The sequence below is a fragment of the Methylophaga sp. UBA2012 genome (assembly GCF_002335235.1).
GTDB lineage: Bacteria > Pseudomonadota > Gammaproteobacteria > Nitrosococcales > Methylophagaceae > Methylophaga > Methylophaga thalassica.
In genome coordinates, this window is record NZ_DDCG01000019.1 from 55,473 (window position 1) to 76,801 (window position 21,329).

General features: G+C 44.8%; 20 protein-coding genes. 5 read left to right on the forward strand and 15 right to left on the reverse strand.

What is annotated here, in order from left to right; all coding sequences use genetic code 11:
* Positions 1-29: 29 nt before the first annotated feature.
* Entirely contained in the window at positions 30-1,499 is a 1,470-nt protein-coding gene (zwf, locus tag B2248_RS13430) for a glucose-6-phosphate dehydrogenase (protein WP_273179837.1), read from the reverse strand.
* A gap of 79 nt (positions 1,500-1,578) precedes the next feature.
* Here zwf and glgA point away from each other — a divergent pair, with 79 nt between their 5' ends.
* Together glgA and ppc are read left to right on the forward strand one after the other, a co-directional pair.
* Positions 1,579-3,042: a glycogen synthase GlgA gene (gene glgA / locus B2248_RS13435; RefSeq protein ID WP_273179840.1), complete on the forward strand. Its 1,464-nt coding sequence runs from the start codon at positions 1,579-1,581 to the stop codon at positions 3,040-3,042.
* Between the two features lie 4 nt (positions 3,043-3,046).
* Positions 3,047-5,890: a phosphoenolpyruvate carboxylase gene (gene ppc / locus B2248_RS13440; RefSeq protein WP_273179843.1), complete on the forward strand. Its 2,844-nt coding sequence runs from the start codon at positions 3,047-3,049 to the stop codon at positions 5,888-5,890.
* Here ppc and B2248_RS13445 read toward each other — a convergent pair.
* The 9 genes from B2248_RS13445 to trxA form a co-directional block, all read right to left on the reverse strand.
* Positions 5,887-6,378 (reverse strand): paraquat-inducible protein A, encoded by a 492-nt coding sequence (locus tag B2248_RS13445; protein WP_273179845.1) that lies wholly within the window; start codon positions 6,376-6,378, stop codon positions 5,887-5,889. The two genes, ppc and B2248_RS13445, sit on opposite strands and share 4 nt — an antisense overlap.
* Complete coding sequence (locus tag B2248_RS13450; RefSeq protein ID WP_273179847.1) at positions 6,365-7,576, reverse strand: DEAD/DEAH box helicase; 1,212 nt, start codon at positions 7,574-7,576, stop codon at positions 6,365-6,367. Before B2248_RS13450 ends, B2248_RS13445 begins: the two co-directional genes overlap by 14 nt.
* Entirely contained in the window at positions 7,577-8,446 is an 870-nt protein-coding gene (locus tag B2248_RS13455) for an SMP-30/gluconolactonase/LRE family protein (protein ID WP_273179850.1), read from the reverse strand.
* 54 nt (positions 8,447-8,500) lie between these two features.
* Positions 8,501-9,370 (reverse strand): DMT family transporter, encoded by an 870-nt coding sequence (locus tag B2248_RS13460; protein WP_273179852.1) that lies wholly within the window; start codon positions 9,368-9,370, stop codon positions 8,501-8,503.
* A gap of 2 nt (positions 9,371-9,372) precedes the next feature.
* On the reverse strand, positions 9,373-9,882 hold the full coding sequence (locus tag B2248_RS13465) for a DUF411 domain-containing protein (protein WP_273179856.1): 510 nt from the start codon (positions 9,880-9,882) through the stop codon (positions 9,373-9,375).
* Positions 9,883-10,134 (reverse strand): hypothetical protein, encoded by a 252-nt coding sequence (locus tag B2248_RS13470; RefSeq protein WP_007146625.1) that lies wholly within the window; start codon positions 10,132-10,134, stop codon positions 9,883-9,885.
* Positions 10,131-11,240: a TRAP transporter substrate-binding protein gene (locus B2248_RS13475; RefSeq protein ID WP_273179862.1), complete on the reverse strand. Its 1,110-nt coding sequence runs from the start codon at positions 11,238-11,240 to the stop codon at positions 10,131-10,133. The genes B2248_RS13470 and B2248_RS13475 overlap by 4 nt, the downstream gene beginning before the upstream one ends.
* A 15-nt stretch (positions 11,241-11,255) precedes the next feature.
* On the reverse strand, positions 11,256-13,424 hold the full coding sequence (uvrD, locus tag B2248_RS13480) for a DNA helicase II (protein WP_273180218.1): 2,169 nt from the start codon (positions 13,422-13,424) through the stop codon (positions 11,256-11,258).
* Positions 13,425-13,602: 178 nt separating this feature from the next.
* Entirely contained in the window at positions 13,603-13,929 is a 327-nt protein-coding gene (gene trxA / locus B2248_RS13485) for a thioredoxin TrxA (RefSeq protein ID WP_007146622.1), read from the reverse strand.
* A 98-nt stretch (positions 13,930-14,027) separates the two neighbouring features.
* On the opposite strand from trxA, the gene rhlB reads away from it, so the two are divergent.
* From rhlB to B2248_RS13500, 3 genes are read left to right on the forward strand one after another with little or no spacing between them, the layout of a single operon-like run.
* Positions 14,028-15,332: an ATP-dependent RNA helicase RhlB gene (gene rhlB, locus B2248_RS13490; protein ID WP_273179865.1), complete on the forward strand. Its 1,305-nt coding sequence runs from the start codon at positions 14,028-14,030 to the stop codon at positions 15,330-15,332.
* Entirely contained in the window at positions 15,316-15,660 is a 345-nt protein-coding gene (locus B2248_RS13495; protein ID WP_273179867.1) for a hypothetical protein, read from the forward strand. The genes rhlB and B2248_RS13495 overlap by 17 nt, the downstream gene beginning before the upstream one ends.
* Positions 15,647-16,339: a hypothetical protein gene (locus B2248_RS13500; protein ID WP_273179869.1), complete on the forward strand. Its 693-nt coding sequence runs from the start codon at positions 15,647-15,649 to the stop codon at positions 16,337-16,339. The genes B2248_RS13495 and B2248_RS13500 overlap by 14 nt, the downstream gene beginning before the upstream one ends.
* Here the strand turns inward: B2248_RS13500 and B2248_RS13505 are convergent.
* The 5 genes from B2248_RS13505 to B2248_RS13525 all read right to left on the reverse strand — a co-directional run bounded on the left by B2248_RS13505 (position 16,332) and on the right by B2248_RS13525 (position 21,270).
* The gene (locus B2248_RS13505) at positions 16,332-16,925 is read right to left on the reverse strand and encodes a DUF502 domain-containing protein (RefSeq protein WP_007146618.1); all 594 of its coding nucleotides are present in this window, start codon (positions 16,923-16,925) and stop codon (positions 16,332-16,334) included. The two genes, B2248_RS13500 and B2248_RS13505, sit on opposite strands and share 8 nt — an antisense overlap.
* A gap of 65 nt (positions 16,926-16,990) precedes the next feature.
* A complete protein-coding gene (locus B2248_RS13510; protein ID WP_273179873.1) occupies positions 16,991-18,205 on the reverse strand; it encodes a UbiH/UbiF/VisC/COQ6 family ubiquinone biosynthesis hydroxylase in 1,215 nt (404 codons plus the stop codon).
* Positions 18,202-19,407 carry a 2-octaprenyl-6-methoxyphenyl hydroxylase gene (ubiH, locus tag B2248_RS13515; protein WP_273179875.1) on the reverse strand — a complete coding sequence of 402 codons (1,206 nt, stop codon included), beginning with the start codon at positions 19,405-19,407 and terminating at the stop codon, positions 18,202-18,204. Before ubiH ends, B2248_RS13510 begins: the two co-directional genes overlap by 4 nt.
* 4 nt (positions 19,408-19,411) lie before the next feature.
* A complete protein-coding gene (gene pepP, locus B2248_RS13520) occupies positions 19,412-20,722 on the reverse strand; it encodes a Xaa-Pro aminopeptidase (protein WP_273179877.1) in 1,311 nt (436 codons plus the stop codon).
* A complete protein-coding gene (locus B2248_RS13525) occupies positions 20,722-21,270 on the reverse strand; it encodes a UPF0149 family protein (RefSeq protein WP_273179880.1) in 549 nt (182 codons plus the stop codon). Before B2248_RS13525 ends, pepP begins: the two co-directional genes overlap by 1 nt.
* Between the last annotated feature and the right edge of the window lie 59 nt (positions 21,271-21,329).

Sequence of the window (21,329 nt, forward strand, 5' to 3'; positions counted from 1 at the left end):
TGAAGCCGGCTTTTTTGTTGAGGAACAGATTAGACATTATTACGCCATGCGTGGCATGAGTTGTCCTGAATACGGCTTACTTCTTCAGGTCCCCATGTACCGGCAGGGTAGGTATGAACAAAGCTTTTATCTTTTGCCCATTTCTCGATGACAGGATCAACGACTTTCCATGCCAGGTTGACTTCATCAGAGCGTAGGAACAGTGAGCGGTCACCTAAAATAGCATCCAGAATTAATGCCTCATAGGCATCTAATCGGTGTTTTGTGTCTTCGGTTTCAACTGTTTCAAGTGCCACTGTGTGGTTGCTTAATTCTAAACCAGGTTGTTTGGCTTGCAGTTCAATACGTAAGGTATTGTCTGGTTGCAGACCCATGACGATCCAGTTGGCATGACTGTCACCAATCACCGTATCTTTAAATAATTCTTGAGGTGGTTTCTTAAAGCGGATAGCAATCATCGCTTTAGATTCAGGCATGCATTTACCCGTTCTTAAATAGAACGGTACACCGCGCCAACGCCAGTTATCGATATAAAGCTTCATAGCGGCGTAAGTTTCTGTCACGCTGTCATTAGGTACTTCATCATCTTCCAGATAACCAGGTTCTTTTTTACCATTGACTTCACCTGCCGCATATTGTGCGCGGAAGGCGTGGTCATCAACGATATCTTCAGTAATAGGGCGAATTGCTTTTAGGACTTTTACTTTTTCATCGCGTAATGATTCATCACCTAAGTCTGCTGGCGGCTCCATTGCCACGAGTGCCATGACTTGCATCAAGTGACTTTGGATCATATCGCGCAGCGCGCCAGAGGTATCGTAGTAACCGGCGCGGCCACCAACGCCTTGTTGTTCAGCATGAGTAATCTGGACATGATCAATATAGTTACGGTTCCATAATGGCTCCAGCAACAAGTTAGCAAAGCGGAATACAAAAATATTCTGTACAGTGCCTTTACCCAGATAATGATCAATACGATAGGTTTGTTGTTCTGTGAAGTTTTTGCGCAAAATACCTTCTAATTCTTCCGCGCTCTTCTGGTCGTAACCAAAGGGTTTTTCAACCACTAAATGACGCCAGCCATTATCTTCTTTATTCAGGCCAACGGCGGCTAACTGATCTCCCACAACACCGAATAAAGCAGGGGCGATAGAGAGATAGAAAACAATGTTCTGTGAGAAATTATTTTCTTCTGAAGTAATTAATGTATTCAATTCGTGATAGCTGAATGCATCATTAATGTCGCATTGGAAATAATGAATACGGTCCAGGAAGGTGTTGAGAAGATCACTATTCACGCCGCCACGTGCTTTGGGGCTGACAAATTCTGTGACCTGTGCTTTCCAATCTTCTTGACTGGATTCGCGACGACCCATACAGATAATGCGTGTATCTGCCGTTAAACGCTTTTCCGCATCAAGATGGTATAAAGCAGGCAATAACTTTTTCTTAGATAAGTCGCCTGTGGCGCCAAAAATAACAATGGTACAAGATTGCATGATTTCTCCCGTTGCAGGCTATTACTCAGCCGTTGACCGTATATAATTTGGAGAATTGTACAATTTTTGGGAGATAAGCGTGCGAAAAATTCTTTTTGCCAGTAGTGAAGTTCATCCTTTAATGAAAACTGGCGGTTTGGCTGATGTTTCTGCCAGCCTACCGACTGCTCTGGCACAACATGGACAAGATGTCAGAATTTTTATGCCTGCCTATCGCCAATGCCTGCAAAAAATTGAAAAGATTCAAATAGTCGCGACATTGAAACTGGATGGTTATCACATGCCGGTAGAGATTATCGAGGCGCGATTACCTGGTACCGAAGTTATCGTATGGTTATTAAATTCACCATATCACTTTGACAGAAATGGTGGTCCTTACAGCCACCCTGATGGTTACGACTGGGAGGATAATGCGGCTCGGTTTAGTCTGTTTTGTCGCGCCATTGTAGCCTTGGCCATGGATGAAGCTGGTCTGGACTGGAAACCGGATATTTTGCATTGTAATGATTGGCAAACGGGTTTGGCGCCGGCTCTGTTATCGCCGAGAGAAAATAAACCTGACACCATTTTCACTATCCATAATATGGCCTATCAGGGATTATTTGAACGCCCGGTGTTTGATGCGCTCGACTTACCTGAAACGCTCTGGTCTATTGAGGGGCTAGAGTTTTATGGGCTGATGTCATTTATGAAAGCAGGCCTGATTTTTAGTGATCAGATTACAACGGTGAGTCCAACTTATGCCAAAGAGATTTGTCATGCTGAATTTGGTTACGGTTTAGAAGGTTTATTATCTTATCGGGCTGAGCAGGGGCGTTTAAGCGGTATCTTAAACGGGATTGATTATGAAGAGTGGAATCCGGCCATTGATCCCTATTTGAACTATCACTATTCAGTAAAAACACCGAACCGTAAAAAGAAAAATAAGCAGGCATTGCAGCAAAAGTTTTATTTACCTCAATCTGAACAGACATTATTCATTGGCTTGATAAGCCGTTTGGTGTCACAAAAGGGCATTGATCTGTCGATAGAAGCCGTGACACGCTTACTGGAACAAGGACAGGATGTTCAGCTGATTTGTCTGGGCAGTGGTGAATCAGATTTTGAGCAAGCATTACGTGTACTTCGTGCCCGTTTTCCTGATAAAGTGGCATTAACAATTGGCTATGACGAAAAGCTTTCGCATCAGATTGAGGCTGGCGTTGATGTATTTCTGATGCCGTCCCGTTTCGAGCCTTGTGGCCTGAATCAGATGTATAGTCTGCGTTATGGTACCCTGCCAATTGTGCGTAATACCGGCGGCCTGGCTGATACCGTCGTTGATGCTAACGACGACAACCGTAAATCCGGCACCGCTAATGGATTTTGTTTTGACGAGGCTTCAGCAGAAGCTTTATATGAAACACTGGAACGCGCTATCGCACTGTTTCAGCATCCGCGGATATGGCGAAAACTGATGATCACCGCAATGGAGGGGGATTTCAGTTGGGAAAACAGCGCCAATATCTATATCGATCTCTATCACCATGTAAACGAACGTTGAAACTATGACAGATTATGAACCTGTACTAAGTACGGTCGAGCAATTATCTATGCTTGACGACAAAGAGCTGCGCCAACACGTCCGCTTTCTTGGCCATATCCTTGGTGAAGTTATTGATGAGCGTGCCGGCCGTGAGGTCTATGAGACGGTAGAGCGATTACGTAAGGGCTTTATCAATCTTCGCAAGGACGATAACGCTTTATTACGTACAGAGTTATTAAGTTTTCTGAATACCCTGGATGCGACGACACTCCGTGAAGTGATTCGAGCGTTTAATTTGTATTTCAGTCTGCTAAATACGGCGGAAGAAGCGTTTAACTACCATAACCGACTGATCCAGCTTCGTAACGGTCGTGATTTATGGCATGGGTCCTATCTGGATACCCTGACCCAGTTTAAACAGGAAGGCGTCACCCTCGAGCAATTACAGCACATGATGGATACCATGGTGTATATGCCTGTATTTACGGCGCATCCGACCGAGTCAAAACGTCGTACCTTGATGGAAATCCTGCGTCGTATTTTCTTACTTGATGAAAAGCTGACCAATGATCCGTTAACCGCTTTTGAAGAAGAGCGCACACGGGCAGAGATAAAAAAGCAGGTGCAACTACTGTGGTCAACGGATGAGGTGCGTGCAGTCAAACCTACCGTGCGTGATGAAATTAAGAATGGTCTTTATTATTTCAACGTGAGTCTGTTTGATGCGGTGCCTAGAAGTTATCGCAATATGGAAAATGCGATTCGCCGGGTCTATAAAGAGGAAATCGCGGCGGGTGCGACATTTAAAGTGCCGGGTTATATTCAGTTTGGTTCATGGATTGGTGGTGACCGTGACGGTAATCCTTTCGTGACCGCAGAAACAACAGATATGGCAATTCAGTTACAGAAACGTACGGTGATCCGGCGTTACCTGGAAGATGTCACTAAACTGAGTTACCAACTCACGCATTCACAGCCTTTGTGCCAAATCAGTGACGAATTAGCGGCGAATATTGATGAATCCGAGCAGCGTTATGCTGGTGCCTTCAGAGCTAAACCAGATCGGTTCCTGAATGAACCTTATCGTCGAAAACTTTATATGATGCGGCATCGGCTGGAAGATAATTTACGTTTATTACAGCAATATTTTCGTCCGGATCTTGAGCCCACGGCACTGGGACTGGCGTATCAGAATGAAGAGGAATTATTGCAGGATCTCCGCATCATTCATCATTCATTAGTCTCACATGGTGATGCCGATCTGGCTGGCAGTGAACTGACCGATTTGATTCGACTGGTAGAAACGTTTGGTTTTTATTTATATCACCTGGATGTACGTCAGGAATCGACATTACACACTGAGGCAGTGGCTCAGGTTCTTCGTCAAACGGGCTTATGTGAAGATTATCAACAGTTGGATGAAAAACAACGCCAGTCTTTGCTCACCGATCTGCTGGCAAGACATGAATTACCACCATTACCCGAATTAGAAGGACAAAATAAAGAGATATTGTCAGTGTTTCAACTGATGAATCGATTACAAAAAGAAGTCAGCGCGAATGCATTTGGCAGCTATGTGATATCGATGACACATCAGGCGAGCCATATTCTCGAAGTGTTAACGCTGGGCCGCTTTGCGGGCTTATGTGGTTATCAGGAGAATGGGGAGACGTTTTGTCTGCTTCGGGTTTCACCTCTGTTTGAAACCATTGAAGATTTATCACACATTGAACCGGTGATGTCGGCCTTGCTGGAAAATGAACATTATCGTCGTTTATTAACGGCTTCGGGCAATTTACAGGAAGTCATGCTCGGCTATTCTGATTCCTGTAAAGATGGCGGTATTCTGGCTTCAGTATGGAATTTATATCAGGCGCAGCAGCGGATAAGTCATCTGGCAGAACAACATGGTGTGAAATGTCGTATGTTCCATGGCCGTGGCGGCACCATTGGTCGCGGTGGTGGCCCAACCCATGATGCGATTCTTTCTCAGCCTGTTGGTACGGTGCAGGGCCAGATCAAGTTCACTGAGCAAGGCGAAGTGTTGTCGTTTAAGTATGGCAATATCGAAACAGCCGCCTATGAATTAGGTATGGGTGTGTCTGGATTAATGAAGGCTTCGCGTAGTCTGGTGGCTGAGACTGGTCATGATGAGCCGGCATTTATGGACGTCATGCATCAACTCACCACCGTGGGTGAGCAGAGTTACCGTAAATTAACAGAAAATACAGCGGGTTTTCTGGATTACTTTTATGAGGTATGTCCGGTCACAGAAATCGGCATGATGAATATTGGTTCCAGGCCGTCGCACCGTAAACAGGGAGATCGTTCCAAAGCCTCAGTTCGCGCTATCGGTTGGGTCTTCTCCTGGGCACAGTCACGACATACTTTACCGGCATGGTATGGCATCGGCACTGCGCTGGAACAATGGCATCAGAATGACCCTGAAAAAATTGAAACATTACGCAGAATGGTGAAGGAGTGGCGTTTCTTTAGTGCACTGTTGAGTAATACTCAAATGTCTCTGTCGAAGGCGGATATGAATATCGCTCGCCGTTATGCGGCGTTGTGTGAAGATGCATTTCAGGGGCAGCAGGTGTTTGAGGTGATTTCAGCCGAATATCATCGTACGGTGAAACAGGTGTTGCTGGTGGTGAATGAAGATAAACTCATGTCGGAAACCCCGGCACTGCGCTCCTCTCTGCGCAGACGCGAGCCGTATCTGGACCCGATTAACTATATCCAGATTCTGTTATTGCAGCGTTATCGTGAAAATGCCCTTTCAGAAGAAGAACGCGATAAATGGCTTGATCCGTTGTTACGAACCATTAGTGCAATTTCGGCAGGGATGCGAAATACGGGTTAGTCTGTCTGACTGCGTAATGCATTCACTGTCAGTTGCGTGGTCAGCATAATCAGTAATACGGCTGCGCCAAACACGTACAAGCCCGGGTGAATTTGAATACTGGCAATAGCGCCTAGTTTGACGGTGACAATTAGCATGGCAACCACCATAACGTCGAGCATCGCCCAGCGACCATAGTCATGCATGAGATTTAATAATTTCATTTTTACCGCTGTCGGATGCGAGTCTGCCTGTAATAAACGAAACAGCAGTCCGATTTTGGCTAATGGCATCACAATGCTAAAAATGCCGATAATAAAAAATAATACGTACTTTTGTGCTTTCCAGAGTTCAGTGATACCAGAAATTACCGAGAAATCATCACTGATGACCAGAAATTGCGTAATCGTCAGCATGGGCATAAACAGCCCTGCCAACAACAACACGCTGCTTATGACTAATAAGCAGCGTAACAGATTGACTGACTTAGCTGATTTATTCCGGAGCACGATCTTTTTTAGCGATATAGCGATTGCTTGCTGATTTTTTGCTTTTTTGTTTGTTGGCTTTACCCTTTGGAGCCAGACCTTTCATTTTGACAACCGGCAGAGTTTGGCCGATATGATGCTGGATACGTTCCAGGTTTTTTTGATCGTGCGCTTCCACTAGATTGACAGCAATCCCTGACTGCCCGGCCCGACCGGTTCTGCCCACTCGGTGAATATAGATGTCGCCGCGGAATGGCACGTCATAATTAATGACATGGCTTACCTGCGGTAAATCCAGGCCGCGAGAGGCAACGTCAGTCGCCACTAATACTTTGGTTTTACCCTGGCGAAATTTGCGGGTACGTTCGCGCCGATCTGCTTGTGAAAACTCACCATGCACAACTTGGGCAGAAATGTTTTGTGACTGCAGATAGTCAGCTACTTCATCAGCGCGTTCTTTTTTATTACAAAACACTAAAGCACTTTTACAGTCATCTGAGTTGATAACGGCTGTTAATAAAGCCTGTTTATGCTCACGATTATCAGCCAGATAAACACGTTGTTGTACTTGTTCTGCGTACTGATTTGAGGCATTCACATCCACTCGTGTGGCATCAGGCAATAAGGTATTAGCAAAAATCTCAACACCGGCGCCGGCGAGAGTGGCGGAAAATAAACAAGTTTGAAAAGCGGTTGTAATGGAGGCTAACAGTGTCGCTACATCCGGACCTTGTCCCATATCCAGCATACGATCAGCTTCATCAATCACCACAAATTCAATCAGTGATAAATCGGCCTGATCTTGTTCAACTAAATTCAATAGACGACCAGGTGTGGCGATAATGACATCACAACCTTCATCCAAAAACTTTTGTTGTGCTGTGGGCGCCTGACCGCCGGTAATCATCGCAATATCAATAGGATCTTGTTTACTAAATGTTTTTATCACGTGCTGGATCTGAAATGCCAGCTCACGTGTCGGCGCCAGAATTAAGGCAACAGGTTCATGCGAACGCTGCTTTCTATCCCACAGTTTTTGCAATAAAGGCAGCACAAAGGCCGCTGTTTTTCCTGTACCTGTCGCTGCACAGGCCAGTACATCCTGACCTGCCAGAATAAGCGGTATAGTTTCTGTTTGTATTGGTGTGGGTTCAGTATAGCCTTGAGCAGAAATTGCACTTAACAGGCTGTCTTCTAGTAAGAGATCTTCAAATGACATTTAACGATTTATCCGGAATGCGGTGATGACGTTATCCATCATCATCGGAACAATAACGAGGTCTTTCTCTGGCATCACGGTGTGATCAGCACTACCCTGATTAAACTCAATCAAGGTTTCACTGTGACCCTGAGGTGTAATTTTTAATAAACGACCATTGAGCCAGTCAGTGACCAGATAGTTACCCTGGCCATCAGCTTCAATGCCATCAAGATTACCTGCAGGAGATTGATCTCCCAGGCTTTTCATTTGGTGAGTAATGAGATCAATGATTTTTAAATGACCTGGTGTTTCGGTTTCAAAGCCATTGGTCATATGGCCCCAACTGGCGACGATTAAATTATTGTGTTCTACCAGTAAACCGTTGGGAGCTTCCAGCGCTGGGTCTTCCATCCAGATATCAAATTTGTCATCAGCTAAACGATAGATGCGATCTGTCATCATATCGCTTACATAGACATTACCTTGTTTATCCACCGCAACATCATTAAGAAATTTTGCCCCTTCGGCAGGATAACGTTTAATAATCCGTTGCTCAGCAATATCAATGACGACTAACTCATTAATGTCAGAAACATAGAGATTATTGCCATTCAGTGCCAGGCCTTTGGGTGCATTGAGTTCATCCAGCCAATGCAGTTTTTGTATCTTGCCATCTACAGATAATTGGCTGATAAAGCCATTGCCATCAACATCAAGCGGGCTACCATTGACGTTCGAGACGTATAACAATTTTGTTATCGGATCGTAGATAACGGACTCAGGGTTCTTGAGTTCTGCCGGACTCGTCCATACTGGTGTCAGTATGGTGTTGGCAAAAACGTGCATTGACATGAACAGGCCGGTCAGCATGACAGTTAACCGTTTCATTGTATTCTCCATTAGCAATCTGAGTGCATGATAACAGGCGACGCCTGATCTCGCTCAAGCGTTTAACACCAGTAAACTGCCAGCAACCATCACCAGGCAGGCTGACAGACGCCGCCATATATATTGTTCATTAAAAATACGGTAGCCCAAGAAAACCTGTAACACCATACTTAACTGAAATAATGCCAGAGAATAAGCGACGAATAGGTGTGAAAATACCAGCATTGTCATGTATTGCATCAGAAAGATCAGACAACCCAGATAAATAAACGACTGAATATTTCCCTGTGCTTTTGTCATGTTTTCTTGCAGCTTGCCTCTGATGAAAAACCATTGGGTCATGGCAGCCAGTGGTAGTCCGAATAGACACCAGAAAACGGTTGTCGCTAAGGCGCCGCCATTAACCACAGCTGTTTTAAGAGGCAGGGTGCCGATAGAAAAAAGCAGAATAGATAAAAAACGGTATTGAACACCTTTATCTTTCAATAAGGTCTTGATGCGGCTCTGCTGAGTTGTTTTAGCTGGAAATAAAAAATAACTACCGGCAACGATAACAGCGACACCAAAGAAACCTTGCAGGTTTGGTATTTCACCAATAAAGATCATTGCCAAAATCATTGAAACAACGACTTTATAGGCATTCAATGGGCCGAATACAGATAAATCAGTTTTTGACAATGACATCACCAGATACACCGTACCGGCCATGTCGAGTAAAGCAGCAAAAAAAATATTGATCCAGAACGTGGGCGACAGCGAAAACGGATCAAATAAGAACAGTAATGGCAGACAAATTACAGCCAGAACAATGTAAGCACTAAACACAATAAACAGTGAGTCAAAACCACGGTGAGTCAGCTGCTTTTGAAAAACATTAGAAAATGCCGAGAACAGTAACCTGCTCAGCACAACGAGCACTTCCATCGTTATTCCTCGGTTGTGCTGGCCTGATATTGGTGATTCTCATCAACTTGGTATGTTGTAAAAATAGAATATTGCTGTGCTTGATTAAATTCGATAACAGCAAAGTTATCTTTACGCAGTCCCATTTCCATTCCGGGTGTACCGACAGGCATTTGTGGGACGGCGAGTCCGGTGATATCCGGCTTTTGGGTTAATAAGCGCATAATGTCTTCTGCTGGTACATGGCCTTCAATAGCATAACCGTCTACTACGGCAGTGTGGCAGGAGTGCATCGCACTGGGCACACCGAGCTTCTCTTTTATGGCATCAAGATTGTGTGTTGGTTGATCAATAACATGAAAACCGTGATCTTCCAGATAAGTCATCCATTTGTGGCAGCATTGGCAATCAGGGTTACGGTAAACCTTGATATCAATCGGTTTATCCACTTGGACATCTGAGGCAGCCCACTCTGAGTCGGCAAATACAGGCAAACTGATCAAACAAAAGACGATAAAAAGGACATTTTTCATTTATAAATATTCAACATAGATTTCATTGTCACGACTATTTTTTTCTACGTGACTTAAGGCATTTAATACCGCTTTCTCATTGCCTGCATCAACCTGTTCGGGTAGAAAATAACAATCACAACCTGCAGCGATAAACCCAGACAATTTATCATTTTCTTGTAGACCAGGATTCAGCCAGAGTGTGGTTTTCTCTGCTTTTATCTCTGCAGCGGCTTCTGCTAAGCCCTCAGCGGTAAAGATCAAAAAAATCATTGTGCCGGTTCAATATTAAGATAGCTACGCTCAGAGATTTCAGACCAGGCAGCATCTTTCTTACGAAATGCCTGATATGCCTCATACACACGTTTAAACTTAGGATTTTTCGCCGCTTCTTCGGCTAATGTCTCTTCAGACAACGTTTTTAAGCGTTGTAAAACATCATCAGGAAATGGTGCAATGGTGATGTCATCGCGGGCTTTTAAAATCTGTAATGCCTCGGCATTTTTGTGTTCCATTTCTGACAACATAGTCAGGTTTTCTGCTTGTGCGGCATTAGTGACGATTGCCTGTAGATCTGCCGGTAAGCTATTCCAAGCACGTTCATTGACGGTTAATTCGAGTACGGTGCCCGGTTCATGCCAGCCCGGATAATAATAATGCTGTGCAGCACGGTAAAGGCCTAAACGCTCATCATGGTATGGACCAATCCATTCAGTGGCATCAATGGTATTGCGTTCAAGCGCACTATAAACTTCACTACCGGCCAATAAAACAGGGTTACCGCCAGCTTTAGCCAATACTTTGCCGCCTAAGCCAGGAATACGCATTTTTAGACCTTGCAGATCATCAACTGAGTTGATTTCTTTATTAAACCAGCCACCCATCTGAACACCCGTATTACCAAGTGGGAAGGGGATGACATGAAACGGTTTATAGATTTCACGCCATAATTCGAGACCGCCGCCATCGTATAGCCATGAATTCATACCTAAAGCAGTCATACCAAAAGGTACGGTAGAAAAGAACTGGGCTTCAGGTACTTTACCGGCCCAGTAATAGGCACTGCCATGACCCATTTCAACCGTACCTTGTGACACGGCTTCAAATACCTGTAAAGCAGGAATCAGTTCACCACCTGCATAAACTTTGATTTCTAGACGACCATTGGACATCGCTTTGATATTGGCAGCAAAACGTTCAGCCCCTTCTTGTAAAACAGGGAAGCCTGGTGGCCATGTTGTGACCATTTTCCAGCGGTAGGTTTTATTGTTCGTTGTATTATCAGTGACGGACTGAGATTGATCACTTTGTCCACATGAGGTCAACATCAGGGCGAGAAAACCCACAATGAATGAACGTGATAAACATGATGCCAACATAGATAATATCCCTGATTAAAGTATGTCTAATTTAGCATAAGCAAGTACCAACCACTTACTTCCTGCATGCTTAAAGTTGACTTGTACCCGTGCATTTTTACCTGAACCTTCAGTATCTACCACAACACCGGGGCCAAATTTTTGATGATGTACTTGTTGTCCAGTTTTGATGCCGGTTTCATTTAATGTCTGACTTTCCCGACCACGAACACCATTGATGCTCGGGCTAATGTGATTATTGCGAGCACGAACTTCTTCTGTACAGCTGCTGGGTAATTCGCTCAAAAAACGGGAAGGCCGTTGCATCATTTCCTGACCGTAAAGAAAACGCGATTCTGTGAAAAGCAGATATAACGTCTTTCTGGCGCGTGTCATACCGACGTAGCAAAGACGCCTTTCTTCAGCGAGTCGAACCGGATCATCACTCGATTTCTGTCCGGGGAAAAGGCCTTCTTCCATTCCCACCATAAAGACGATAGGAAACTCCAGACCTTTAGCGGAATGAAGCGTCATTAACTGCACACAGTCTTCCCAGCGATCGGCCTGATTCTCACCTGCTTCCAGTGCGGCATGGGCAAGGAACGCATCCAGATCTGACATATCTTCAGCTTCTTCAGGCTTGTGAAACTGTTTGGTGGCGGAGATTAATTCCTCTAGATTGTCTAACCGGCCCTGACCTTTTTCAGTTTTATCTTTCGCATAATGGGCTTTTAAACCACTTTCATCGATAACTAGTTGGGTGATTTCGTTTAAAGACATCACACCTTCTTGCTCAGGCGTTAGCGAATCTATCAGTGTCAGAAAACCCGCCAATGCATTGCCAGCACGGGCAGCGAAAGTTTTAGCATTCAGCATTTCAATAGCGCTATGCCACATGGAAATACCGCGCTCACGGGCATATTGACGTAATTGTGTCAGCGTGGCTGCACCTATGCCTCTGGTCGGGGTGTTAACAATACGCTCAAAGGCAGCATCGTCGAGACGATTTGAGACAAGCCGTAAATAAGAAAGCACATCCTTAATCTCTGCCCGCTCGAAGAAGCGTAAGCCACCATAAACCCGATAAGGCATGGCCGCTTGTAATAAGGCTTCCTCAATGACACGTGATTGGGCGTTGGAGCGATACAGCACGGCAGCATCACTGCGTTTACCGCCATTTTCAACCCATTTGCGGATCTGTTCGACAAGATAAGAGGCTTCATCGCGCTCGTTGTAAGCGTTGTAAATCTGGATGAGATCACCATCATCATCTTCAGTCCAGAGTTCTTTGCCTAAACGCTCACTATTATTGGCGATAACCGCATTAGCCGCTTTGAGAATATTCCCGGTGGAACGATAGTTTTGTTCCAGACGGATGGTGCTCGCACCTTGGTAATCTTTATCAAACTGTTGGATATTTTCAATGCGAGCACCACGCCAACCGTATATCGATTGGTCATCATCACCGACGATGAAAAGGTGTCCGCTACTGCCAGCTAACATACGTAACCAGGCATATTGCAGGGTATTGGTATCCTGAAATTCGTCGACTAAAATTTGTTTAAACCGCTGCTGATATTGCGCCAGAATATCTGGACGTTTTAACCACAGTTCATGGCTTCTGAGTAATATTTCACCAAAATCAATCACACCAGCGCGCTGACAGGCCTGTTCGTAGGCACTATAAATCGCCAGCATATTTTTTGAATAAGGATCATGGCCGGCTTGAATGTCTTTAGCTCTGAGACCTTCGTCCTTCTGAGCATTGATGTACCACTGAGCCTGTTTGGGTGGCCACTGGGCTTCATCAAGTTCCATGGCCCGGATGATGCGTTTTAACATCCGCAGTTGGTCATCACTATCAAGAATCTGAAAGTTCTGTGGCAATTCTGCCTCTTTCCAGTGAGATCGGAGTAAACGATGCGCCAGACCATGGAATGTGCCTACCCACATTCCGCCGGGTGGATAGCCCAGAATGTCTTCAATTCGACCACGCATTTCAGCAGCAGCTTTGTTGGTAAAGGTAACAGCAAGAATATTGCCCGCCGAGAAACCTTCAGCCTGAATTAGCCAGGCGATACGATGAACTAATACACGCGTTTTACCACTGCCGGCACCCGCTAATATTCTGGCGTGGCCCAACGGAGCAGCAACGGCTTCACGTTGTGGTTTATTTAGGTCATTTAAAAGTTCTGAGACATCCATTTTGTGATCATATAGTTCAGGCATAAAGAAACCAGCGCATTATCAGATGTGACTGAATGTACTGGTCGAGGGTGGTCATGCATTACCAGCCAGGCGGGGGGCTGATGAATAGCCAGCATAACTCACAAGCTTAAAAAGCAAACTCCCCGCAGAGGGTATCCGACGGGGAGTTCATTTTTTAAATATTGCTGTCTAAAAACGCAGCCAATTGTGATTTTGTTAAAGCACCCACTTTTGTTGCTTCCACTTCACCATCTTTAAATAGCATCAATGTTGGGATACCACGGATACCGTAACGTGGTGGAGTGTCCTGGTTTTCGTCAATATTCAGTTTGCAAACTTTCAATTTACCAGCGTACTCGGTCGCGATTTCATCCAATACAGGGGCGATCATTTTGCATGGACCACACCATTCAGCCCAGTAATCGACCAACACAGGCAGGTCAGACTGTAGTACTTGGCTATCAAAGTCGCCATCGGTCACGTGGGTGACGTTTTCGCTCATGTTTTATCTCCAGTGGTATATAAAGTATCGTGGGTCTATACTCCCATACGATATAGCCTAACATTTTTTCCTATCATAAAAGGTAATGCAAGTATTCTATGAGTGCACATCTAACCGAGCAGGCCTTCTCATCCTTGCCACTCCACGCTTCACTAAAAGCCGGGCTGGCACAGGCCGGATTCGAATTTTGCACGCCGATCCAAGCATCTGCGCTGCCACTATTATTATCCGGGCGCGATGTCGCTGGTCAGGCACAGACAGGTACAGGAAAAACTATTGCTTTTTTACTGGCAACTTTCCAGTGTTTGCTTGAAAAAGCCCCCGCGGAAAACTGGGATGGAAAACAACCCAGAGCACTAATCCTGGCGCCAACCCGCGAATTAGCCATTCAGATAGCCAAGGATGCGGAAAAACTGAATGTGGAATCAAATTTACGCATAGGCATCGCTCATGGTGGTAAAGATTACCAACGTCAGCGAGATATGATTACTGGTGGTCTGGATATTTTGATTGGTACACCCGGACGCTTGCTGGATTATCAGAAACAGCATGTTTTCAGTTTAAAATTTATTGATGTGGTGGTGCTGGATGAAGCGGATCGGATGTTTGATCTTGGCTTTATTAAAGATGTGCGTTATTTCCTGCGCCGCATTCCCAAACCCGAACAACGTTTAGGCATGTTGTTTTCCGCCACCTTGAGTTACAAAGTCAGTGAACTCGCCTATGAACATATGAATAACCCGGAAAAGGTTCAGGTTGAGCCTGAAAAAATGATGGGCGATCGTATTGAAGAATGGGTGTATTACCCGGCGAATGATGAAAAGATTCCATTATTACTTGCGTTGATTGCTCGGTTAAACCCAGAGCGAGGCATTATTTTTGTGAATACCAAACAAGCTGCTGAAGTAGTTTGGGGCTATTTAGAAGGAAATGGGTACAAAGCTTCATTACTTTCTGGCGATGTACCGCAAAAAAAACGCGAGCGTCTGTTACAGCATTTTCAGGATGGTGAGTTTCCTTTTCTTGTCGCCACCGATGTCGCTGCGCGAGGCCTGCATATTCCTGCAGTCAGTCACGTGTTTAATTATGACTTACCTCAAGATGTGGAAGATTATGTGCACAGAACAGGCCGTACAGCCCGTGCCGGCGCCAGTGGTGTCGCCATTAGTTTAGCTTGCGAAGAATATGTGTTTTCATTACCGGATATTGAGGCTTATATTAAGCATAAATTACCCTTGGCTTCGACGTCTGATGAACAGTTAGAAACACCAAAACCGCGGGTAAAAAGAGAAAAAGAAGCGATACAGCAGCGAAAAAGACATGACGTGAATAAACCAGAAAAACCCAGACGCAGGCGTAACAAGCCGAAAAATGGCGTAAATTCACATGCAGATAAACAATAACAGACAAGCTAATTTCTATCCGCTGGTTCCCACTGAATCACGCAACAGCTCACGTTTACCTGTTACTTTTGATTCTGCTGTTGAAACCAGTTTAACGCTGATTGATAAAGAACAAGCCGATACCTCCAATATTGTTACCCCTGTGGTATCAGCACAAGATAGCCAACAAGCACAGTTTATTCGTTATTTTATTAGCACTGAAAGTGAATCGTCTCAGTCTGAACAAAAATCGACAGTGTTACCAAAAACAGTGCAGCAGTATTTGTATATTGAGAATTTAGATAACACCAAGCCATCAGGAGGGCAAATAGTGGATGAGATGGTTTAGTATTTTATGGCTTGTCTGCTTTTTAATGGGGTGCGCGACAAGCGGAAATAACGGACAGTCTGAGCCTGGTGTTTCTCGACTGGCTAAGAGCGATATAGATGAGGTGATAGAAGTTCACCAGCAAGCTGTTATGGCTCAGCTCAAAAGGTTGATGTTTAAGCTTTATAAACGTAATCCAAATCTGCGCCATGACAGGGATGTCAGAACCATAAAAGAGAGTGTAGAGAGAACATTCTCCAGACAGGTCGACTTTATCTATCCCGAATGGGCCATCATCAGAAAACCCACCGATATTATCCGGCTTGCGTTGGATGAACGCTTTCAGGGAGATCGTGTGCTGGCCTATATTATCGGCTTAAGAAAAATGCTGATGGCGTCTTACGATAATCATAGCGAGTTTTTTTATCTGACTTCTATCGATCAGCAAAAACTATACAACAGTGCGCGTAACATCGAAATCGCTGCCTGGTTACTGGCAAAAAAACGTGACTCTGAGGGTAATTTACTCATGCTCAGTGACAGCCTTTCAGGGGAAGTACGTAATTTAAGCTATCAGCGTATATTTGGAAAAATGATAGCGACACAAGATAATCTTGCTCAAATCATAGCCCAGAAAAATGGCCGTATTATCAAGACTTTTGTCGTCAGGGCGGCCACATTAGCTTTCCTGCCTATTTAGGTTTTGTATGACCCGCGACACCAGCGGTTAATACAAAACGCATCGCCTGTTCCATTGTCATATCAACAGGTTTCAACAATCGTCTTGGCATAATGACTGGGTAACCACCGATGTTGTAACTCATCGGAAAATAGACCAGCACGCGTTCTTCATCATCTTGTGTCGGTAAATGTTCGGCATTATCCAGTGTAATAAAACCAATCATTTCCATACCATTATCGAGTTTGACGGCGACAACTTGTTGAAACTCTGTTTCTCGACCGGGGGTGAAGTAATGGAAAAAGTCATGCATGCTGCCATATATCGATTTGATAACAGGTAAGTGATAAAGCAAGCTTTCAGCAAATTTGAATAAGCGTTTGAAAACATAGAGCCGCATCATGATGCCGAGTGAAAAAATCAAGGCAATGGCAGCGAGAAATCCCATGCCAGGCCAATACATATAATCAGGCAGGATAAACTTGATGACGTGACTCAATGCCTGTTCAGTTGAGGAAATAACCCAGTAAATCAGATAGAGCGTTATGGTGATAGGCAGTATTGTGATAAGGCCGGTCAGAAACTGACGGGTAAGAAATCGAAACATACATGGCTCCGTGGAGTAGGGTAAGTCATCAAAAAACAGACAGGTCTGTCAGCCTGATTTTTCAACTAGTGATGATCATGAAGGTGTTGAGCTAATTTGGGAGTGGCAAAGGATCGACTTGCCGCTTGCTGCATAAACAGGTTTTTTAGTAAACGGCTTTTATTGACCTGGCGTAAAGCCAATTGACGTAACCATTTTACTGGGGTCAGAGAGTTAGTGAATACACGCTTAAACATATCCATACTCATTTGCATCAGCAGATTATCCGCATGTCGTTGTCGCTGATATTTTTGTAATGTATGTAACTGGCCGATGTCTCGGCCTTGCTGGGCTGCAGCAATAATGACTTCAGCCAAGGTTGCCGCATCTAGTAGACCAATATTAACGCCTTGCCCAGCCAGTGGATGAATTGTATGAGCAGCATCACCTACAAGAACTAAACCTGGTTTGATATAGGTGTCAGCATGGCGTAACTGTAAAGGGAAAGCATTGCGATCACTGATTTTTGTGACTTTACCAAGACGTTCTTCAAAAGCGATATTGAGCTCATTGATAAACTCATCATCAGGCAGTGCCAATAAACGATCGGCATTGTCAGAGCTCAAAGTCCAGACGATAGAACACTGGTGACTATCTGCAAGAGGCAGGAAAGCAAGAGGGCCTTCCGGTAAAAAGCGTTGCCATGCCGTCTGTTGATGTGAGGCTGTTGTAGTGACGTTGCATACCAAGCCTTTTTGTTGATACGTCCAGCCTTTCGTTTCAATGTCAGCGAACGCTTTTATGGTGGAATGTGCGCCATCAGCAGCGATGATCAGTTTCGTTTTCAGTGTACGATCATTGTCGAGATGAAGGTGCTGATGTTCAATAGCGATCGGTTTTGCCGGTGTAATCACATCAATATTGGGCTGTTGCTGACATAGAGAGAAAGTGGTTTGCTGCAATTGTCGGTTTTCGATAATGTGGCCGAGGTTAGCTGCTCCCATATCCGCACTATTAAAATGCAGTTCACTGCCTGCCGTTTCCCAGACTTTCATATCAGAAAATGCCGATAATCGGGATGGTGGTAAGATTGGCCAGATATTGAGCGTTTTTAAAATATTCTCACTGCCCTTGGTTAAGGCGCTAACCCGGATATCAAAAGGGGCATCTTCAGCTAAAGCTTCAAATGTCTGCGCTTCAATCAGGGCAATACTAAAGTCACTGTGGCGCGATAATGCTAAGGCCAGACAAGAGCCAACCATACCACCACCGACAATCGCAATGTCATATTCTTGTTTCATGTTAGTGGAACACCTCTGGCTAATTTTGGCTGTGCCTGCGCCAAGCCCATACTTTTTGTGGCAAGCCAGTGTTTCATCACGGGCATGGCGTCAACTAATGTCAGGCCTGCGCCTCGCAGATGACCCAAAACAGGGATATTGTTACTGAATAATTTGACCAACTGATCAGTGGATTTGACCACTTGATTCTGGTCTTGTTGGCGTTGTTCCTGATAGTTTTTGAGTAGTTCTGCATCACCGCAGTCTTTTGCGTTAAACAGATGTTCTGCTAATACGGCAACATCACGCAGTCCCAAATTAAAGCCTTGTCCGGCAATAGGATGCAGACTGTGAGCGGCATTACCAATAAATACGATCCTTGGCTGAACAGGCATATCCGCTTGCATCAGAATTAAGGGATGACTATTTCTCTGGCCGACACGAGTAAAGCGACCGGCACGATAGCCAAATTCGCTCTGTAATTGTTTCAGAAATGCTTGTTCTGACATGGCCAGCAGCGCCTCTTGCTCACCTGCCTTAACAGTCCATACCAGACTACTTCGTTTGTCAGTCATCGGTAACAATGCCATAGGACCAGAGGCTGTGAAACGTTCGTATGCCCATCTCTGATGAGGTTTATCCGTAGATATATTGGCCGTGACAGCAACCTGATTGTAATCTTGTTCCCACGCCCCTAATTTCAGGCAATGGCGGATAGTGGAATCGCGGCCATCAGCGGCGACAATTAATTTTGTCTCTAATACTGCTCCATCAACCAAGGTGACCTTAACTTTGTTCATTTCAGTTAAGACACTTGTCACCGAGGCAGGGCAGAATAATGTCAGATTACTAAGTTGCAGTAATTGGCGGTTAAGACTGTGACCTAAATGTCTGGCAGTGATAACTTGCCCTAAAGCAGGCACCTGCTCTTGTTCAGCGGATAAACGGGTAACGCCGAACCGGCCACGTTCAGACACATGAATATGATGAATCGGGCTGGCATGCTGAGCAATGTGAGACCAGATACCCATGGTGTCAAATATGCGCTGTGAGCCATAACTGAGCGCAATACCACGATCATCGTAACTAGGTTGTGAATCAGTCTCTAATGATTTGGCTTCAATAAGTCCAATTTTTAACTGGCTATTTTTTAACGCGATAGCAAGGCTGGCTCCTGCCATGCCACCCCCTACAATGAGCACATCAAATACGCCGTGATTCACGTTTTTATATTGCCTCTGCCATTAATGCTTCAATTTCATCAATTTCTTTGGGTGCCGCCTCAGTTAGTACTTCGCAGCCGTCCTTTGTTACCAACACATCATCTTCTATACGAATGCCGGTGAAGTGCCATTTTTTATCAACATGAGCCTGATCACGAATGTACAGACCGGGTTCAACGGTCAATACCATGCCCGGTTCAAGCAGTCGCCATTCGCCACCCACTTTATAATCACCGACATCATGAACGTCCATACCTAACCAATGACCGGTACGATGCATATAAAATTCGCGATAGGCGGCGTCTTCAATAAGCTGAGCGACATCGCCTTTCAGGATACCGAGATCAACCAAGCCCTGTGTCAGCACTTCTACCGCCACTTCGTGAGGCTGATTCCAATGATTGCCAGGTTTGACGGCGGCGATAGCGGCTTTTTGCGCATCTAATACCACCTGGTATAAGGCCGCCTGAGCGGGGCTGAATTTGCCATTAACAGGGAAGGTCCGGGTGATGTCACCTGCGTAACATTCATACTCTGCACCAGCGTCTATTAATAACAAGTCGTTATTTTTCAGTTTGGCGTTATTTTCGATGTAGTGAAGGATGCAGCCATTTTCACCACCACCGACGATAGAAGGGTAAGCCGGAGAACGGCAGCCATGTTTCATAAATTCATGAATAATCTCGGCTTCGACTTCATATTCCCATTTGCCTGGTTTAGTAAATTGCATTGCACGAATATGCGCTTGAACAGAGGCTTTTGCCGCCTGTTTCATCGCTTTGATTTCCTGACTGCTTTTGAATAAGCGAAGCTCATTGAGGCAATGCTCTAACTCAATAATTTCAGTCGGTGAATGTTTTCCTGAGCGAGAGGCCTGTCGTAAGTGGTTTAACCAAGACACCATATGCTGGTCAAAGCTGGGTTGGTTTCCCATGGTGTAATAGACTTTTTCTTTGTCTTCCAGTAGGCCCGGTAAAATATCATCGAGATCGCTGATAGGGTAGGAATCGTCCGCACCAAAGTTATTTATGGCGCCATCCTGACCAGCACGGTAACCATCCCAGATTTCCTTGTCCAAATCACGTTCACGGCAAAACAGTATATATTCACCATGTTCTCGGCCTGGAATCAGCACAAGCACTGATTCAGGTTCATCAAAACCGGTAAGGTAATGAAAATTACTGTCACTACGGTAAGGGTAGTCAACGTCACGGTTACGGTTGGCGACGGGAGCATTCGGTAGCACGGCTATCGTGTCAGGCCCCATAATATCCATCAGGTGTTGACGGCGTCTGGCGAATTCTTTCTTTTGCATTAGTGTTCGGTAGCTTCGTCTGTAGGATCGGCAGGTTGTAACTCTCCATATAACAAAAAGAGTCCCATGCGGATGTATTCAACTAACTCTTCAAAGTTAGCACGCTCTTCTTCTGTATCTTCCACGTTTTCAAAGTTTACCTGGCTGATTTTGATCACATCGGTGACGTATTCCTGACAATCATCAGATAACTCAGTCTCATTGGTCATACCTGATGTACCGAGGCCATAGACCAGTCCCTGACACCAATCAGCCATCGCAGATAAACGCGAAACTATCGGAGCATTATCATCCGGAAGTTCAATCTGAAAATCGAAGTCGAGGCTGTTTAATGATTGAATGGTATCGTCAAATAAATGTGTTAAATCTTGTTTTTCTTCTTCGGCTGGCGAAAAGTCTTCAAACAGCTGCACATACCAGTTTTTTCGATCAGCTAATGCATCCATACACAGTAAACCGCATAATGCGCCCTGGAGTTCTGCCAGGCTTGCCGGGCCATCACCTGTCTGATTATCGGGAGATAATGATGGGAAATAGAGTTGTGACATAAAGTTAAAACCTGAATAATGACTAAAAAGATATCTTGTTCAATGTGATGCATTGGAAC

What these genes read in the sequence shown, in the direction of transcription:
- B2248_RS13525 (WP_273179880.1), bottom strand. Translation starts at nt 21,270, where the DNA reads ATGTCACAACTCTATTTCCCATCATTATCTCCCGATAATCAGACAGGT.
- B2248_RS13475 (WP_273179862.1), bottom strand. Translation starts at nt 11,240, where the DNA reads ATGTTGGCATCATGTTTATCACGTTCATTCATTGTGGGTTTTCTCGCC.
- B2248_RS13470 (WP_007146625.1), bottom strand. Translation starts at nt 10,134, where the DNA reads ATGATTTTTTTGATCTTTACCGCTGAGGGCTTAGCAGAAGCCGCTGCA.
- uvrD (WP_273180218.1), bottom strand. Translation starts at nt 13,424, where the DNA reads ATGGATGTCTCAGAACTTTTAAATGACCTAAATAAACCACAACGTGAA.
- B2248_RS13460 (WP_273179852.1), bottom strand. Translation starts at nt 9,370, where the DNA reads ATGGAAGTGCTCGTTGTGCTGAGCAGGTTACTGTTCTCGGCATTTTCT.
- B2248_RS13455 (WP_273179850.1), bottom strand. Translation starts at nt 8,446, where the DNA reads ATGAAACGGTTAACTGTCATGCTGACCGGCCTGTTCATGTCAATGCAC.
- ppc (WP_273179843.1), top strand. Translation starts at nt 3,047, where the DNA reads ATGACAGATTATGAACCTGTACTAAGTACGGTCGAGCAATTATCTATG.
- rhlB (WP_273179865.1), top strand. Translation starts at nt 14,028, where the DNA reads ATGAGTGCACATCTAACCGAGCAGGCCTTCTCATCCTTGCCACTCCAC.
- pepP (WP_273179877.1), bottom strand. Translation starts at nt 20,722, where the DNA reads ATGCAAAAGAAAGAATTCGCCAGACGCCGTCAACACCTGATGGATATT.
- B2248_RS13505 (WP_007146618.1), bottom strand. Translation starts at nt 16,925, where the DNA reads ATGTTTCGATTTCTTACCCGTCAGTTTCTGACCGGCCTTATCACAATA.
- zwf (WP_273179837.1), bottom strand. Translation starts at nt 1,499, where the DNA reads ATGCAATCTTGTACCATTGTTATTTTTGGCGCCACAGGCGACTTATCT.
- B2248_RS13450 (WP_273179847.1), bottom strand. Translation starts at nt 7,576, where the DNA reads ATGTCATTTGAAGATCTCTTACTAGAAGACAGCCTGTTAAGTGCAATT.
- B2248_RS13500 (WP_273179869.1), top strand. Translation starts at nt 15,647, where the DNA reads ATGAGATGGTTTAGTATTTTATGGCTTGTCTGCTTTTTAATGGGGTGC.
- B2248_RS13510 (WP_273179873.1), bottom strand. Translation starts at nt 18,205, where the DNA reads ATGAAACAAGAATATGACATTGCGATTGTCGGTGGTGGTATGGTTGGC.
- trxA (WP_007146622.1), bottom strand. Translation starts at nt 13,929, where the DNA reads ATGAGCGAAAACGTCACCCACGTGACCGATGGCGACTTTGATAGCCAA.
- B2248_RS13465 (WP_273179856.1), bottom strand. Translation starts at nt 9,882, where the DNA reads ATGAAAAATGTCCTTTTTATCGTCTTTTGTTTGATCAGTTTGCCTGTA.
- B2248_RS13495 (WP_273179867.1), top strand. Translation starts at nt 15,316, where the DNA reads ATGCAGATAAACAATAACAGACAAGCTAATTTCTATCCGCTGGTTCCC.